The following is a 14,916-nucleotide window of genomic DNA, read 5'->3' as shown; positions in this document are numbered from 1 at the left end:
TGCACCCCTGCTTGGAGGTGCGGAGATTAGGCTCAGCCGCATGACCCTCTGGTTCTTGCGCTCTCGATCCAACAAGTACGCGGTGAGAGTCGACATCGCCGCTGCTGCTGCGGATCTTCGTGGGCGAATGCGCGCTGTACGTGAGATCAGCTCTCCTACAGGCAGTGTGGACTGGGAATCGGCGCGTGAGATCGCTGGAAAGTGTGATTCTCAATTCGTGGCGGCCGCCCGAACGCTTCCCTTTCTCGAGAGGCGCTTGGCGTTGGCGTGGGAGCGGTCACTAGTCATGAGTTGTTGGTATGCCCGAGGTAATCGACACGGCTTCGAGCTCCTTGAGGAACGCGGCTTTGCGCTTATGTCGATGCTCCCGGAAGGGGTTCAAGCGTCGGTCTGTCGCGAGTTCGTCGCTGCCGTCGACCACCGCCACGAGATGGGCTCGCGCGTCGACGGGGTAGGCGAGTCGGTGGCTGCGGCAGAACTCGCGCTGGTCGAAGTGAATCAGAAAGCGTTGCGCCGACGAATGAAGGACGAGCGACAACTGATCGTGCTCGAGAGCGTGATCGGTGGCCAGTCCGGACGGATCGGTCAAAGCCTGCGGCATTATGTGCCGTGGCTCGACTTCGCGTGTGAGTACCTCGAGGACCCACGGGAGGTTCAGGAGCTGGAGATGCTTGTCGCTCGTTGGCGCATCGAGCGTTCGAAATACGTTGTGGAGAACCCGGATTATGCACACGTGCGGATTGTCGACGTGAAGACGGCGCAGGGCGGACCGCACCACAGAGAGGGCAGGTAGATGAGTACCGAACCATTTCGAATCAGCGAAGGCAGCGCTCTGCACGCCGATGACCCGGATCCTTTGCGGCAGTACTGGTACACCGCTGATGACCTGGTGGATACCTTTGGTTACCGGCGGGACGCCTTGGAAGGTTTGTTCGGTGAAGCGACGCCCGGGCCTGGCGGGTTGGGGTGGACGACGTCGGTGGTGTGGAAGATCGAGAGTGAAGTGATTGTGCCGGCGGTGGAATTGTTGGAGTCGAGTTTCCGCGATCAGGAGTCGATTGATCTCACGGTGTATCGGTCGTCGGCTGGCTGAGGCTCGGAGATTAACTGCCGCTTGCGGGGCCTTACATGTTGAGCTGGTTGGCCAGTCGACTGATCGGGCGCGGCTCGATGCTCAGGTTCCTCGGCTGAGGAACTCCGATGATGTGCACTCCGGCGCTGGCGCGTACGTGTGCGTCGCCGTTCACGGAGACAGAGGAAGTGTCTGTCGCTGCGACGAGAGTATGGCCGGCTGCTTGGACGTGGCACTGGGAGTGGGCGAAAACGACAGCCTGATCTTCGGCGCGAATCTTGGCGTGATCGGTACCGACAATGTGGCTTTTCCCGCGCGCTTCGATGGTGACGCCATCGAATGCTTCGACGTGCGCGAATTCGTAGGCGGTGACACGGGCGCGGTGGGAGGCCTGTAGGAAGCATCGACCGGCGGCAGCGATGGATCCTCCGCTGATTCCGCCGCAGGATTGGCCGATGATCTTCACATCGACTCCGTGCGGGACATGCCCGAGGTCGAACCACAGGTCAGGGTCGGCGTCGATGATCAGTCGTTTGGCGCCGCCGCGGATGTGGTGGGTGTATTCGCTGAAGGTGTGAACGATCAATGCTGGACGGGAGGAACGTGCCGGGTGGAGTCGTGCGCGGCGGCGGTCAGCTTTTCCGATTGGGGCGTTCATAGGGTGATGTTGCCTCTACTGGTGAGTTTTCGAGTGGTTTTGGTGGCGGCGAGTCCGGTCACGATGCGGGAACATCGTGGTTCGAGAGCAGCACGAGCGGGTTTTCAGGCATCTGAGATGGCGCGGTCAGTGATAGTCCATGGCATGGGCAGCGCACGCCCCAGCGGCCAACCGATGAGTTCGGAAGCCCGCGCTGTCCGGTAGAACGGTTAGGGTCGGGTTCTGCCTGTGACCACGGGTGATGGACGCGCTGAAGGAGCTTTGTGAGATGGCCGAATCGAATGTGGAGTCGGGAAATGCTGCCGCCGGTGCTTCGACTTCTCTCTTCGCTGAGGAGGCCGAGCCCACAACGCCTGGCCGTGGTCAACGACCGGGGCTCGTCAGCGTCGCCGACGCAGGAAGGCGGAAACCCACTCTCTCGACGTATCTGCCGATCCTGGGTGTCATTGCTGTGAGTGTGGCGGTGTGGATCGCTGCTCGCTGGGCGTTCGGTCGTCACGAGCAGGCTGGTCTGTGGTCGGTCGCAGCGTTCGCCGCTCTGGCTGGTGCGGCGGTGAGCGTGGCGGTGCGTCCGATGATGGCAAGTTTGTGTGCACTCGTGCAGATTCCCGTGAGGCCGACCAGTCGCCCGATCGTCCCGGCAGTGGCAACAGCAGGATTGTGGTTCGGGGCGGTGATGGTCACCGGCGGCGACGCGATCTTGCCGGCATGGCTCACGGTGGCGGCTTTGTCTGTCTGGGCCGCGTGGATTGACCACTTCACCTTGCGGTTCCCCTTGTCGTTGATCCGTGCAGTCACCGTGTCGGGTCTGCTGCTCGGCGCGATGGCAGTGGTGGTCGATCAGGACCCTGCCTCGGGTCTTCGTGCTGTGGTGGCCGGGGCCGCGATATTCGCCAGTTACCTGGTGTTCGCGATCATTACTCGCGGTCACCCCGGTTTGGCGGATGTGAGGTTGAGCTTCGTTCTCACGGCAGCTGTCGGATGGGTCGGCTGGATGAACGTGGCAGCGGCGGTGCTGCTCCCCAATGTCTTGGCAGTAGTCGGGGTGGCGGTCACCAAGGTGTTCGGCGGTGGAAAGGTCCGGGGCGTGGAGTTCGGGTTCGCTCCGTACCTCGTTGTCGGCACAGCGCTCGCTATTGCCTTGCCCGCGGGCTGGTGGCTGCTGTGAGCCGGAGCAAACGTATCCGAATCGATGAGAGGAACTGGACATGAGGTGGCGCCGCCGGAATCGTTTTCATTCACCGAATCGGGTGGAACGGGTGAATGAGTTCCTTGATCATGTCCAGGAGGTCGCAGACCGCGCTCTGCCGGCATCAGATGCCCCGGGATCAGCCGGTGTGCGACGTCTGCACGTGGTCGCCTCGATGATTCGTGAGCTGGAGGAGGACATGCGCACTCACAACGCCATCGCAGGCACGACAGTCGAGTCGGTCAGTCTGGGACAGTTCTACGTGATGACCGCGCACGGATGCGCAGCACGGCTCGCGGCGGATCTCGATGCGGAAGACACTCCGGAGCGCGATGACGAAAGACTTGCCGCACTGGATGAATTTCATGCTCTTCAAGCAGCCACCGGAATCACCGTCAATGTTCACCGGATGCCTACTTCTCCGGAAGGGATCAAGGTTCTGACGGAGTTGGTACGACGAGCTCACAGCGGCGACATGACGCCGGCGCATGTCGAGAATGTGAGTGAGGTCGGTAGATTCGGTGCACTTCTCGACTGCCCTGTCCCTGACCGCGATCTTCGCGGGCTGGTCGAACATTTCGAACGTTTGGCGAACGAGGCGTCCCGTCCTATCGGTTCTCGGATGCCGGTGGTGCGTGCTCGAACATTGGTGACATTCTTCGATCAGTATGCGGCCAGGCTGATCGGCACAGGTTCGAATACGTTGGCGGCGCCGCATGTCCTCGAACACGCAACGGTGTGTGAGTTGTCCGAGCGCGCACGCTGGCATCTCGATCGAGTAAGAAGCATCCGACGCTAGGGGCTGAACACCTGCGGATTGTTTCGGAACACGAATGCTTCTCGGACGGGGAAGTGGAGGAGAGGATTGCAGCATGGACGAGCGAGCGAGGGACGCGAAGTCAGATGTCGTGCAGACTGAACTTCCGTGCGAGTTCTGCGCCGAGCACCCGCAGTACTTTGCCGGTGACCCTGTCGGTTTCGTGCGCGCAGCGAGGTGGGCAGCGGTCGTCAAAGACTGTTGTCATGGCAACGCCCCCGTGGACTATCTACTGTGCGACGAACATTGGGCCATGATCCGTTTTCAGCAGTTGCCCGGCCAGTGCCGACGATGTGGGCGTATCGCCTACTCGGTAGCCGATATTGTCAGCACCGAGATTCCACTCGGCCGGACCGCTGAAGGCGCATGGCCGTTGGTGGGGCGTGACATCCCTGTTCCTCGATTCGTTGAATAGGTCCCGCGACAGACTTTTTGAAGGGTGAACAGCAGCGTGTTGATCATGGCGCTCGGAGAAGGTTTGACGCAGGGGCAGGCAACGATCATCGCGGCGGCGATCGCAGTGGGGGCGGCGAGCATCGCGTTCGTGGGAATCCTGGTGAAGGCACGAGCCGACAGAGCGTTGCATGAGGCCACCCTCGGTGAGGATCGTGCAGTCCAGCATCGACAGCAGGTGACCGACGCTCTCTTGTCCGCACTTGAGGCGATGAACCGGGCTGATGAGTTGGTGTCGAGTAATAACCCGACCATGGAGCGGGACTCTGATGCCTACCGTGACCGCGACAGCCGCTACTACGCATGCGTTTCTGCGACGTTGAAACTGCAGATATTGGGGCTGGAGGATGCGCACTTAGCGATGTCCAAGTTTACGGGTTCACTTGGCCTCCACTGGATTATCGCTGACGAGGAAGGCACTGCGAGGCCGCATCGGGACACGTTCGGAAAGATCATGCAAGCAAAGGCGTCGTTACCGTATACGTTCAGCAGCACGCTAGCGCAGTTGGATCACCGGGCGTTGCACCCCTGAACGGGAGACCGTTTGAGGGCCGTCGAGGATCACGAAAACTGAAGCGGCTCTTGGTTTGATCAGGTTGTGAGTGCAGACTTTGTCCGTGAGAATTGGTGTGCGATCTGCACCGCCTGAACGCAGGTCGTGTCCCCTAGCTGGGTGCCGTGGCACCTAGTCAATCGGTCAGGCCGGCGGCGAAGTGATCACCAGTCGGCGAGGAGGTTGAACACGGCATGGCTGGTGATCGAGGGAATCAGGGACCTTGTCCAGATGGCAAGACCGCCCCAGAGCAGTCCGGCGATCACCATGTGCACCGCATTGAGGGCTGAAAACGTAATGTGCCCTATGCCAAATAGATAGCCGAGAAGGATCCACAGTCCGGCGATCATCATGAATGCTGCCCATTTCGGCCAGCCACCACGAAAATAGCGGCGGGTGAGGACAACTGCGACGACCAGCGGTCCTCGCCAAAGAACTTCTTCTGCGACGACTCCGGAGATCAGTGTGAGACCGGGAATGTGGGCTGCCCAACCTGCACTCAGCCAGGTGGATCGTTCGGCGGTTGCAGCGAGTTGTTCAGGAGATTGCTGCGTTCCGACCGCAGCGACGGTGAGGTCGAAGATCGGTCCTCTCAGCAGTGCGGTGATCGTCAGTGTGACGATGCTGACGGCGACAAAGTTCGCGATGGTTGGGGGTTGTGGGAGTGTGCAGCCGATGCTGCGCGCGGCGCGTCGGGCTCGAGCCGTGGCGACGCGAACTCCGCGCGCAGAGTAACCACCGATCGGCCGTATGAGGAAGACGAACAGGGCGCCGGTGAATAACCCGAATCCGAGAATAGTAAGTGATGCGGCGTTACTTTTTTGCGCGGACATGACTGGTACGAGTGCCATGAAAAGGATAAATCCGCTGAGGCAGAGCGCCGAGAACGTCCGTAGGGCACCGATCTTGAAGACGGCGTACCGGTGTGGCGTTGCATACGTGTGTACGAGCTCACCGAAGGTTGGTCGGGACTTTTCGGGCACAGGGGTGGCCCTTTCCGGTTCGAGTGCATGAGTGAGCGAGTTCGGGCCCGAGTTCCCTATCTCGTGCCGCCCCCCCGTTTCGTCGTCCGCCGCAAGGAAACGTCACGTATACGCCCTGTGCAACTTCGGGCTCGCTGACCAGGTCATGAATCAGCGGGGTGGTGGTTGGCGCTGAGTTGTCCAGGTCCGAACCTATGGTCCTCCCACATGCCGTTTGTGACGACGAGGAGTGAGCCTGATGACTGTCGAGATTGTTCGTATTCATCCAACCGAAGCGAAGAAGATGCGCAGGCTTCACCGGCACTGGTCGCCGGGTACCGACGCTCCGGCGGGGCTTGGGGGAGCAGGGACTGTGGGCGTCGTCGCATCGTCGGAGTACCGGCAGCTCGGGTACGCGCTGGCCTCGGCGCCTCATGGGCTGATTCGGACCGCGCGCCAGGCAGGTTGGTCTGCGGAGGGTTGTGAGCAGCTTGCTGCACACGTCCGCATCGTCGACGCTCTCATCGTCAACCCGGAGGTTCCCGACGCGACCACTGTCCGGGCCGCGCTGATCGAGCGGTTGATCGCCGAGCTCAGCGACGACACGGCCGGCAAGGGGCGCTTGTACGGATCGACGGAGGACCTTCCGGAACGGGTGCAGTTCTGGCGCGAGTTGGGGTTCGAGGTGGGCGAGCCGAATACTCCGACGACGTGGGAACATCCGGGATGCCGCACATTGCGAGACAGCGGCGAGAGCCCCGGCTTCAGACCGTTCACCAGAACTCTGGGAGGGCCGCTGTGAACGGCGAGGAGGGCCGCTCGCACACGCTGGTTGTCGCGGACGGAACCAGACTCGCGGTCCGCGAGGTCGGATCCCGAACGGCGCCGCTGACGGTGATCTTCGTCCACGGCTTCTGCCTACACGCCGGTGCCTGGGAGCCTCAGCAACGCTATGTGAGTAGGAAGTGGAGTGGCCGTGCGCGGCTGGTGTTCTTCGATCACCGAGGTCACGGTGGCTCAGGGGGTGCCGATGCCGGCACCTACACGATCAGCCAGCTCGGGCGAGACGTCGAGGAAATCATTCGGGTGGTAGCGCCCACCGGACCCGTTGTCCTCGTGGGTCATTCGATGGGCGGTATGGCGGTGTTGTCGTACCTCGCACAACACGCCGACTCGGCATCTCGTGTGGTCGGCGTGGGGTTGATCTCGACCGCCTTGAGTAACGTCGCGGGCGCCGGCATCGGGCGCGCGTTGAATACCCCGGCAGTCTCACTGCTCGGCGGTGCGTGCGCGCACGCACCGAGATTGGTGTGGCGCAGCTGGAGTCTCTCGCGGCGGCTGCTGACCCCCGTCATCGGCGCGACCTGTCCCATGGCTCCGAGCTCGGGCCTGCGGGCGGCAGCGACGTCGTACGAGATGGTCCACGCGACACCGATTGCGACGGTGGCGGCATTCTTGCGGGACCTGCGTCTCTACGACGCGTCTGCCGCGGTGGGAGCGCTGGGGCGCATCCCGGTATCGATCATGTGCGGAACCAGAGATCGGGTCACTCCGATCTTGCATTCACAGCAGCTGGCCGCGCTTGTGCCGAACGCCGAACTCGTTGCCGTCGCCGGTGGCCGGCACATGGTGGGTCTGGAGCAACCGCAGGTCGTCGGAGAAGCGCTCGATCGGCTGCTTGTCCGTGCGCAGACCTATCACCGGGAGCATTCACCTACAACGGATCTGGTCGGAGCGTGACGTGAGCGTAGAGAGTGCAGCAACCGCAGTGCGGTCCATGATCGCCGACATCGACGTGGACCCGGAGAGCGAAGAATTCTTGGGCGCGCTCGACCGGTTGTGGGAGCAGATGCTCAGCGAGCGCGTGGCGGAGATCGTCGGGCTCAGGCGTGAGCAGACGTGGAGTGCTGACGAGCCTGGATGGGAAGGAAATTCGTCGCTCGACTACTACCCTCGGCGCGATGTGTGGCGCACGACGGTACATACCGGTCGCACCGCCGGCGGTGAGGAAGTGAAGATTCCGCTCGCTCTTCTCGCGCCGGTTCTGATCGGACTCGTCCCGGTTCTTGCCGGCGTGACTGCGCCGGCGAACCCACTCGTCGCACTACTTGTCTGCATTGGTCTCGCCGCAGGGGTAGAGGCGGTGGGGTTGTGGTGGTGGACCCGCCGCGATCCACTCCGCCTGAGTGCGGAGGACAAAACCGAGATCGGCGTCGCTGTGACAGCTCTGCAGACGTTGATCTCAGCGGGCGGAACGCATGTCGAGCTGCGGTTGGCGTTGGCGGCATCGGCACTCGTCGACGAGATCCGCACCGTCCCTGTATGGGAAAGCGAGGATCTCGACATAGGCCGCATACGCCTGAATCTCGACGAGCAACTCGCCGACATTCTCGCGCACGCCGGTGAACTCGCCACAGTGCGAGCAACTTTGGGAACCCCAGCGGCGGGTAGCGGCCCGCAAGCCCTCGCAGCGAGGGAAGCTCACCTGGTGAGCAGCCGGTGGCTGGGGCGCGTCGAGCGTTCGCTGCTCACACGTGTAGCTGCGCTGTGGAGCTATCGTCGTCATCTGCTCGAACTGCAGGAATCGATCACTGCCGGTGAATCTCTCGACAGGATTCACGATGGAGACCGGGCCATCGAGGACCTTCTGGTCAACTCGGCCGGCGATGATGTGGCGGCCTCGGCGATAGATCAGTTGGCGATCGACCTCACAGACCTTCGGCGCGCACGAGAGTCCGCGTTGGCAGAACTACGCGGAGAGCTCTACGAATTCGAGGAGCGGGACTGATGGGGAGAAGTCACGACAGGATCAGCCCGGACCGCGGTAACGGCGTCTTCGACCCAGATCGGGGAGAGAGCGACATCGCCACCCGCAAAGAAGGTGCCTTGATCTCGGAACACGCCTACAGCACTCGTGCCGACATTCGCAGCGGAGCACGCGAACTCGACCATGCAACAGAGAACTTGCCCGGCCTCACCCGCGCAAGTCGAGACCTCAACCGGGCCTATCCACGCCCGACGCCGGCACCGATCGAGAACCACAGGTTGCGCCGAGAACTGCCGGCCGCGATCGAACTACGTCGCTCGCTGTCCGCACGGCAGAAAAACGCACGCTCTGCCACCAAACGGCAGGTGCTCGATTCGATGCCGCAGGCGCAGTACAACGCCCTGTCGGCATTGACGTCGGACCCGAACGCTTGGAAAGAAACGAACAACGCGCTTTCTGCGGTTGCCGGCGATGCCGTCGAACTCGACGACAGCAGGCGAAAGCAGGTGCAACGAGTCGACCGCGCCATACAGCGGTACGAACGTGAATCCGGCCGCGGACATCTCGTCTACACATCCGTCAGCGTTCCCCATGCTGTGGTCAACCCGGCGGATCTGCCTGCCACGCTTCAACCCGGCACGGTGCTGTCCTTCGACCGGTTCACTGCAGCGACGCACTCGCTACACGAGCTCGATTCCACCACTCGCCCGACAGATGTCGTCTTCGAGATCTCCACAGAGCGGGGAATGTACTACGGGCAGTCTTCACGGATGAACAACTCACATCATTTGCTTCCGAGAGGAATCCAATTGGACGTGGTGGGTGCACATTTCGTGCCGTACGAGCGACCTGGACAACAACCTGGCGAACGTCTCGTCGTGCAACTGACTGACCACAGACCCGAAGGAGAACAACAATGAGCAAAGACCAGACGTCGCGCCATCGCCGCCCGGACCTGACATTTCATCCTGACATTCTCGGGATCCCGGCACAGTTCCGAGTCGTCGACACCCGCCGAGCGGAAGAGTCGGGCACCGTGCAAAAACATGAGAGTGTGGCCCCTGACAGTGTGTGAACCATCGCCATAGGCGATGCCTCCAAAGACAGGAGCCTGCCGACTGTGAAGGATCGGAATCGCCGCACCACGGAGACCGATCACGGTAAGACTGGCCGACCGCCGATCCAGCGGCGAGCAAAAGTCGTGTCTTTTCATCGTGATGCTCTGGCCATTGTTGGTACTCCGCTACCTGGTCACCCGTTGATCGGGCGGCCGGACTCACTTCATGCGCTGAATCCATGGGTTCGCAGTGTTTTTCGAGCAAGGAAAGGTATCGAAATGAGGAGCGGCGCTCTGCGTCATCTGGATGCCTGTGGGATGACCTTGTGATTTCGGATGCGCGTACGACCAGTGACGTGGGTTCGTTGCTACAGTTTCTGCTCGCGACCCAACCTCTCAGTGAGGTGCAGGTCGTTGACGGATGTAGGGAGATGCGTCGGCATGTGCGATTGCATCCGTTGCCGGCGAACCGTGGCGGCGATGCGGTGTGGGCGCAGTCGGCAGCGTCTGTGATGGAGAAGCCGCAGCGGACGAGATCTGGCTTGAAGTCGTCACCGCGTGGACCGAAGTCGCCGGTGCAGTCATGGACAGCTGTTTTCAATGTCTCGGCGGATGCTTTTGTGGGAGCGGGCGGTGACGTGTCGGCGCTGTCGACTGCCCTGATGAGCCGACTCGGTATCGCCTCTGACGACGGCTCGTGGAGGTGGATCGCGTTGTCTTTCCCTGTTGTCGGAAGGTTTGTGCGGCGGATTCAGCTGGCAGCGACACCGCTGGACAGTCGGGATCCGACGTGGAGTCTGCTCGGCCACGAGAAATGGGCGCCGCGTACTGCCGCGAGGGTGGTCGCGGACGCAGAGCGTGGGTTTCTACGCTGATGGCCATCAGGTAATCGGATCCTCCACTGGCGCTCGTGTGCGGCAACATGACTTGCTGGGGATTCGCTGTCGGGTTGAATTGGAGTATGAAGTGGATGGCGAGCATCGTGTCGGCAATCAGCCTCGTGCTGCTCCTCAGTGGGTGTGGCAATGGTGAGGAGGAATTCACAGCCCGACCGGGGGCTCAGCAGTACGGCTCGGCGAAAGAAATCGCCGATGATCTCGCTGCGGCAGGAATTACCTGCGAAAGCTTCGCTCGGGATGCATCAACTGAGTACTCCGCTGACGCCGGCCGTTGCTATGTGGACGGCCGCGAGGTAGTGCTTTCGACCTTTGCTTCCGAGTCTCGGCAAGAGGAGAACATTGCCAGTCTCGTCGGGACGTTTGAGGCGATCAGGCTGGCTACGGGGGTCTCATCCGACACCGCTTGTCGCCCAGAGCCAGCACCACCCGGCTATGGCTTGGGAGGGTGTCGGCCAGAGTTGACACCGCTTGATCTCGAGCTGTGGACCGGCTCCAGATCGTCTGTCTTGGACGTCGGTGAATCGGTGGTGAGGACAGGCCGGAGCCAGGCAGTGCGGCTGGCCTTACCGTGTCAGTTTTTCGCGCGAGCTCGTAGGTGTTCGGCCGTGTAGGTCCCGCCGTCCGTGATCATCTGGTCTGGTGTGCCCTCGAAGACGACTTGTCCGCCCTCGTGTCCGGCTTCGGGGCCGATGTCGATGATCCAGTCGGCGGCGGCGATGATGTCGAGGTTGTGCTCAATCACGATGAGCGTCGATCCGGCGTCGATGAGCCGGTCAAGCAGCCCGAGGAGCCGAGAGATATCGGCGATGTGCAGTCCTGTGGTCGGCTCGTCCAGGATGATCGTGCGGCCCGAGATTCCGAGTTCGGTAGCGAGTTTGAGTCGCTGACGTTCGCCGCCGGAGAGGCTGGTGAGGGTCTGTCCGAGGGTGAGGTAGTCGAGCCCGACGTCATGAAGCCGGGACAGGATGCGCCCGATCGCGGGCTGGGTGAAGTAGCCGAGTGCGTCGGTAACGCTCATCTCGAACACGTCGGCGATGCTCTTGCCATCGACCTGATGCTCTTGGGCCTCGGGGGTGAACCGTCGTCCTTCGCAAACTTCGCATCGGGTGATCACGCCTTCCATGAAGGCGAGGTCGGTGTAGATGATGCCGTTGCCCTCACAGGCCGGGCATCCTCCGGTGGAGTTGGGGGTGAACAGCCCGACAGGTGCTCCGGTGGTCTTGGCAAACACATCACGGATCAGGTTGAGCAGGCCGGTGAAGGTGGCCGGGTTGGAGCGACGCGATCCACGGATGGGGCGTTGGTCGATGACGATCGCGTCGGGTTCGACGGCGGGGAGGTTGCCGAGAATCAGGCTGGACTTGCCCGATCCGGCGACTCCGGTCACGGCTGTCATCACGCCGCGCGGGACGCGGGTGGAGACGTCCTGGAGGTTGTTGGTGGTGGCATCGTCGATGCTGATCCAGCCGTCGGGTTCACGCCGCGTCCGGGTCGCGCGCCGGTGCTCGCGGAGTCCGTGCCCGGTAGGGGTGTCGGCCTGGGTGAGGCCGTCGTAGTCGCCTTGGTAGACGATCTGGCCGCCGGAGGTTCCGGCTCCGGGGCCGAGGTCGATGATGTGATCGGCGATTGACATGATGTCCGGATCGTGTTCGACCACGAGCACGGTATTGCCGCGGTCACGCAGAGCCTCGAGCATCTGTCCGAGGGTGGCGACGTCGCGGGGGTGCAGGCCCACGGTGGGTTCGTCGAACACGTAGAGCATGTCGGCCAGGGCGCTGCCGAGATGGCGGACCATCTTGATCCGTTGGGCCTCACCTCCCGAGAGGGTGGACGTGGCCCGGTCGAGGCTGAGGTAGCCGAGCCCGAGGGTAATCATCCGTTTCAGGTGGACGGAGAGGTTCGCGACGAGCGGTGCCACGCCGATACCGTCAATCTTGGCGACGCGCTCGGCGAGGTCACTGATCTGCATAGCGTTGAGGTCGGCGATCGACTTGCCGTCGATCAGGCTGGCGCGGGCAGGCGCGGCGAGTCGGGAGCCGTGGCATTCGGGGCAGGGGCCACGCGACACGATCCGCTCGAAGGCCTCTCGCTGCTTGCCTTTGAACGAGTCGGGTTCGCGCTGGAGGTAGATCCGGTTGAACCGGGTGACGAGGCCTTCGTAGGCGGTGCCGACCGCATCCATCCCGGCGGGCGGGGTGTGCTTGGCGGCGGGTGCGTTCAGGAGCAGCTCGCGTTGTTCGGGGGTGTAGTCGCGGATCGCCAAGTCGGGGTCGAAGAACCCGGACTTGGCGTAGGCCTTCCACAGCCAGGTGCCCGGGTTGAACTTGGGGAAAGTAATCGCGCCCTCGTTGAGGGAGCGGTCGTCGTCGACGAGTTCGGATTCCACGACCGAGGCCGCGACGCCGAGCCCCTGACAGTTCGGGCACATGCCGGCGGGGTCGTTGAAGCTGTAGGCGTTGGAATAGCCGGCGGCCGGCTCACCGATGCGGGAGAACAGCAGCCGTAGACGTGCGCCGATGTCGCTGATGGTCCCGACCGTGGAGCGAGGTCCGCCGGAGAGGCGCTGCTGATCCACCACAATAACGGCCGAGAGGTTCTCCAGCAGGTCGACGTCGGGGTGGGCGTAGCTGGGGAGCCTGCCTTGGGCGAAAGCCGAGAATGTCTCGTTGAGCTGGCGCGCTGATTCGGCCGCGATCGTGTCGAACACCAGCGAGGACTTGCCTGATCCGGATACGCCGGTGACGACCACGAGCTGATGCTTGGGGACGTCGACGTCGATGTCTTGGAGTGAGTTCTGACGGGCTCCGCGTACGCGGATCACGTCGTGGGTCGTGGTCGTCATGACAGTCTCCGGTAGGCACGAATGGCGAGGGGGATGAACGCCGCGGTCAGCGCGAGCGGCCAGCCGATGGCGAAGAGCACGGAGTGGTCGGCGACGAAGGTAACCCCGGTGAGGTCGGTGCCCGAGAACAGTTCACGCGCCGCGGATGCGGTCGCCGACAGGGGGTTCCATTCGGCGACGACTCCGAGCCAGGCCGGCATCGTGCGCGGATCGACGAACACAGTCGAGAGGAACGCCACCGGCCAGATCGCAAGCTGGGCGGTCGTGGCCGCCTCTGGCGTGCCGGCCTTCAACCCGATCCAGACGCCGACCCACAGCAGTCCGAACCTCAGCCACAGCAGCAGGACGTAGGCGAGCACAACATCGGCGACGCCCCCTTCGGGACGCCAGCCGAGCAGCAGTCCTGCGGCGGTGACGACCGCGAGTTCCACGGCGGCAGTGAGCATGTCAGCGAAGACCCGTCCCAGCAGCACCGAACCGCGGGAGATGGGCAGGGTGCGAAACCGGTCGGTGACGGTCTTGGCGGCGTCTCCGGTGACAGCGGTGATCGTCGTCTCGATTCCCGATAGCACGGTGAAGGCGAGAATGCCCGGCACGACGAAGACGATGTAGTCGCCTGTGGTGCTGGCGATCGCCCCGCCGAGCAGGCCGCCCATGAGCAGCATGACCAAGACGGGGAACAGCAGTTGGATGCTGAACGTGACCGGCCGCGCCCGCCAGTGCCGCATCGCGCGGCCGGTCAGGATGACGGCCTCGCGCAGAATGCTGCCCGTGGCCGGACCGTGGTGCTCGATCGTCGTGGCGCTCATGCTGCGTCGCCCCCTTGATGCAGATGCAGGTAGACGTCTTCGAGGGAGGGGTCGCGCAGTTCCATCCGCGGCTCTCCCACGAGCGCCTTTAAGTCCGATGGGGTGCCGGTGGCGACCACGGAACCCTCGCGCAGGATCACGACGTCATCGGCCAATTCGTCGGCCTCCTCCAGGTACTGCGTGGTCAACAGGACGGTAGTACCCTCGTCCACCAACGAGCGCACCGTGTTCCAGATCGTGCGACGGGCGATCGGATCGAGGCCCGTAGTCGGCTCATCGATGAGGAGCACGGCGGGACGGGTGATCATCGAGGTCACGAGGTCCAGGCGACGTCGCATGCCACCGGAGAACCCGGATACCTTCTGCCCGCCGTGCTCGCTAAGGCCCGCCTGCTCCAGGAGCGTGGCTGCCCGCGACCGGGCCGCGGTACGTGAGAGCCCGATCAGCCGGGCAAACAGTTCCAGGTTTTCCCTGGCTGAGAGCACCTCGTCGAGGGCGGCATACTGCCCCACGACGCCGATCGATGCCCGTACCCGTGCAGGATCGCGGTCCACGTCCCAGCCATTGACGCTCACAGTGCCGGAGTCCTTTCCCGTCAGCGTCGTCAGAATCCGCACCAGGGTCGTTTTGCCAGCACCGTTGGCTCCCAGCAGTGCGCACACCCGGCCGGAGTCGACGCGCAGATCGACCCGGGTCAACGCGGGTTTGTCCCGCTTCGGGAAGGTCTTGCGCACCGCCTCGACCCGGATCGAGCCAGGTGGGCTCATCTCGACATCCATGCTGCTCCTCTCGTCGCGTTCTACGGTGTAGTATACAACGTAGAGTTCGAGGAGGACAG

General features: G+C 63.0%; 17 protein-coding genes. 12 read left to right on the top strand and 5 right to left on the bottom strand.

Annotated features, from left to right (window positions below):
* Window positions 1–40: 40 nt before the first annotated feature.
* Window positions 41–793 carry a hypothetical protein gene (locus tag G4D79_RS31355; protein WP_238704747.1) on the top strand — a complete coding sequence of 251 codons (753 nt, stop codon included), beginning with the start codon at window positions 41–43 and terminating at the stop codon, window positions 791–793.
* Entirely contained in the window at window positions 794–1,093 is a 300-nt protein-coding gene (locus G4D79_RS31350) for a hypothetical protein (protein WP_118604144.1), read from the top strand.
* Between the two features lie 31 nt (window positions 1,094–1,124).
* On the opposite strand, the gene G4D79_RS31345 is transcribed toward G4D79_RS31350, so the two are convergent.
* Window positions 1,125–1,730: a hypothetical protein gene (locus G4D79_RS31345; RefSeq protein WP_118604147.1), complete on the bottom strand. Its 606-nt coding sequence runs from the start codon at window positions 1,728–1,730 to the stop codon at window positions 1,125–1,127.
* Window positions 1,731–1,998: 268 nt separating this feature from the next.
* On the opposite strand from G4D79_RS31345, the gene G4D79_RS31340 reads away from it, so the two are divergent.
* From G4D79_RS31340 to G4D79_RS31325, 4 genes are all read left to right on the top strand, one after another.
* Complete coding sequence (locus G4D79_RS31340; RefSeq protein ID WP_238704748.1) at window positions 1,999–2,898, top strand: A24 family peptidase; 900 nt, start codon at window positions 1,999–2,001, stop codon at window positions 2,896–2,898.
* 91 nt (window positions 2,899–2,989) lie between these two features.
* The gene (locus G4D79_RS31335; RefSeq protein ID WP_238704749.1) at window positions 2,990–3,718 is read left to right on the top strand and encodes a hypothetical protein; all 729 of its coding nucleotides are present in this window, start codon (window positions 2,990–2,992) and stop codon (window positions 3,716–3,718) included.
* Between the two features lie 73 nt (window positions 3,719–3,791).
* Window positions 3,792–4,151: a hypothetical protein gene (locus G4D79_RS31330; protein WP_118604153.1), complete on the top strand. Its 360-nt coding sequence runs from the start codon at window positions 3,792–3,794 to the stop codon at window positions 4,149–4,151.
* Between the two features lie 45 nt (window positions 4,152–4,196).
* Window positions 4,197–4,721: a hypothetical protein gene (locus tag G4D79_RS31325; RefSeq protein ID WP_238704750.1), complete on the top strand. Its 525-nt coding sequence runs from the start codon at window positions 4,197–4,199 to the stop codon at window positions 4,719–4,721.
* A gap of 185 nt (window positions 4,722–4,906) precedes the next feature.
* Here G4D79_RS31325 and G4D79_RS31320 read toward each other — a convergent pair whose 3' ends face one another.
* Window positions 4,907–5,593 carry a CPBP family intramembrane glutamic endopeptidase gene (locus G4D79_RS31320; RefSeq protein WP_141751357.1) on the bottom strand — a complete coding sequence of 229 codons (687 nt, stop codon included), beginning with the start codon at window positions 5,591–5,593 and terminating at the stop codon, window positions 4,907–4,909.
* A 370-nt stretch (window positions 5,594–5,963) separates the two neighbouring features.
* Between G4D79_RS31320 and G4D79_RS31315 the strand changes: the two genes are divergently transcribed.
* The 6 genes from G4D79_RS31315 to G4D79_RS31290 all read left to right on the top strand — a co-directional run bounded on the left by G4D79_RS31315 (window position 5,964) and on the right by G4D79_RS31290 (window position 10,403).
* Window positions 5,964–6,506, top strand: coding sequence for a hypothetical protein (locus tag G4D79_RS31315; protein ID WP_070159882.1), 543 nt, complete (start codon window positions 5,964–5,966; stop codon window positions 6,504–6,506).
* Window positions 6,503–7,444 (top strand): alpha/beta fold hydrolase, encoded by a 942-nt coding sequence (locus tag G4D79_RS31310; protein ID WP_118604156.1) that lies wholly within the window; start codon window positions 6,503–6,505, stop codon window positions 7,442–7,444. The genes G4D79_RS31315 and G4D79_RS31310 overlap by 4 nt, the downstream gene beginning before the upstream one ends.
* Window position 7,445: 1 nt before the next feature.
* A complete protein-coding gene (locus G4D79_RS31305) occupies window positions 7,446–8,492 on the top strand; it encodes a hypothetical protein (RefSeq protein ID WP_118604159.1) in 1,047 nt (348 codons plus the stop codon).
* On the top strand, window positions 8,492–9,391 hold the full coding sequence (locus tag G4D79_RS31300) for a hypothetical protein (RefSeq protein WP_118604162.1): 900 nt from the start codon (window positions 8,492–8,494) through the stop codon (window positions 9,389–9,391). Before G4D79_RS31305 ends, G4D79_RS31300 begins: the two co-directional genes overlap by 1 nt.
* The gene (locus G4D79_RS31295; RefSeq protein WP_181991959.1) at window positions 9,388–9,546 is read left to right on the top strand and encodes a hypothetical protein; all 159 of its coding nucleotides are present in this window, start codon (window positions 9,388–9,390) and stop codon (window positions 9,544–9,546) included. Before G4D79_RS31300 ends, G4D79_RS31295 begins: the two co-directional genes overlap by 4 nt.
* Window positions 9,547–9,959: 413 nt before the next feature.
* A complete protein-coding gene (locus tag G4D79_RS31290; RefSeq protein ID WP_147343758.1) occupies window positions 9,960–10,403 on the top strand; it encodes a hypothetical protein in 444 nt (147 codons plus the stop codon).
* 595 nt (window positions 10,404–10,998) lie between these two features.
* On the opposite strand, the gene G4D79_RS31285 is transcribed toward G4D79_RS31290, so the two are convergent.
* The 3 genes from G4D79_RS31285 to G4D79_RS31275 are packed head-to-tail and all read right to left on the bottom strand — an operon-like array spanning window position 10,999 to window position 14,857.
* Window positions 10,999–13,269, bottom strand: coding sequence for an excinuclease ABC subunit UvrA (locus tag G4D79_RS31285; RefSeq protein ID WP_118604176.1), 2,271 nt, complete (start codon window positions 13,267–13,269; stop codon window positions 10,999–11,001).
* The gene (locus tag G4D79_RS31280; RefSeq protein ID WP_118604179.1) at window positions 13,266–14,078 is read right to left on the bottom strand and encodes an ABC transporter permease; all 813 of its coding nucleotides are present in this window, start codon (window positions 14,076–14,078) and stop codon (window positions 13,266–13,268) included. Before G4D79_RS31280 ends, G4D79_RS31285 begins: the two co-directional genes overlap by 4 nt.
* A complete protein-coding gene (locus G4D79_RS31275; RefSeq protein ID WP_008720569.1) occupies window positions 14,075–14,857 on the bottom strand; it encodes an ABC transporter ATP-binding protein in 783 nt (260 codons plus the stop codon). Before G4D79_RS31275 ends, G4D79_RS31280 begins: the two co-directional genes overlap by 4 nt.
* Window positions 14,858–14,916: the final 59 nt, after the last annotated feature.

The organism is Rhodococcus sp. WY5, from assembly GCF_018588185.1.
Taxonomy (GTDB): domain Bacteria; phylum Actinomycetota; class Actinomycetes; order Mycobacteriales; family Mycobacteriaceae; genus Rhodococcus_F; species Rhodococcus_F qingshengii.
The sequence above is the reverse complement of the archived record's forward strand: the minus strand, read 5'-3'. Positions and strand labels throughout refer to the sequence as shown.

Excerpts from the sequence above, each read along its gene's own strand:
- G4D79_RS31355 (WP_238704747.1), top strand. The coding sequence starts at position 41 with ATGACCCTCTGGTTCTTGCGCTCTCGATCCAACAAGTACGCGGTGAGA.
- G4D79_RS31350 (WP_118604144.1), top strand. The coding sequence starts at position 794 with ATGAGTACCGAACCATTTCGAATCAGCGAAGGCAGCGCTCTGCACGCC.
- G4D79_RS31345 (WP_118604147.1), bottom strand. The coding sequence starts at position 1,730 with ATGAACGCCCCAATCGGAAAAGCTGACCGCCGCCGCGCACGACTCCAC.
- G4D79_RS31340 (WP_238704748.1), top strand. The coding sequence starts at position 1,999 with ATGGCCGAATCGAATGTGGAGTCGGGAAATGCTGCCGCCGGTGCTTCG.
- G4D79_RS31330 (WP_118604153.1), top strand. The coding sequence starts at position 3,792 with ATGGACGAGCGAGCGAGGGACGCGAAGTCAGATGTCGTGCAGACTGAA.
- G4D79_RS31325 (WP_238704750.1), top strand. The coding sequence starts at position 4,197 with ATGGCGCTCGGAGAAGGTTTGACGCAGGGGCAGGCAACGATCATCGCG.
- G4D79_RS31320 (WP_141751357.1), bottom strand. The coding sequence starts at position 5,593 with ATGGCACTCGTACCAGTCATGTCCGCGCAAAAAAGTAACGCCGCATCA.
- G4D79_RS31315 (WP_070159882.1), top strand. The coding sequence starts at position 5,964 with ATGACTGTCGAGATTGTTCGTATTCATCCAACCGAAGCGAAGAAGATG.
- G4D79_RS31300 (WP_118604162.1), top strand. The coding sequence starts at position 8,492 with ATGGGGAGAAGTCACGACAGGATCAGCCCGGACCGCGGTAACGGCGTC.
- G4D79_RS31295 (WP_181991959.1), top strand. The coding sequence starts at position 9,388 with ATGAGCAAAGACCAGACGTCGCGCCATCGCCGCCCGGACCTGACATTT.
- G4D79_RS31290 (WP_147343758.1), top strand. The coding sequence starts at position 9,960 with ATGCGTCGGCATGTGCGATTGCATCCGTTGCCGGCGAACCGTGGCGGC.
- G4D79_RS31285 (WP_118604176.1), bottom strand. The coding sequence starts at position 13,269 with ATGACGACCACGACCCACGACGTGATCCGCGTACGCGGAGCCCGTCAG.
- G4D79_RS31280 (WP_118604179.1), bottom strand. The coding sequence starts at position 14,078 with ATGAGCGCCACGACGATCGAGCACCACGGTCCGGCCACGGGCAGCATT.
- G4D79_RS31275 (WP_008720569.1), bottom strand. The coding sequence starts at position 14,857 with ATGGATGTCGAGATGAGCCCACCTGGCTCGATCCGGGTCGAGGCGGTG.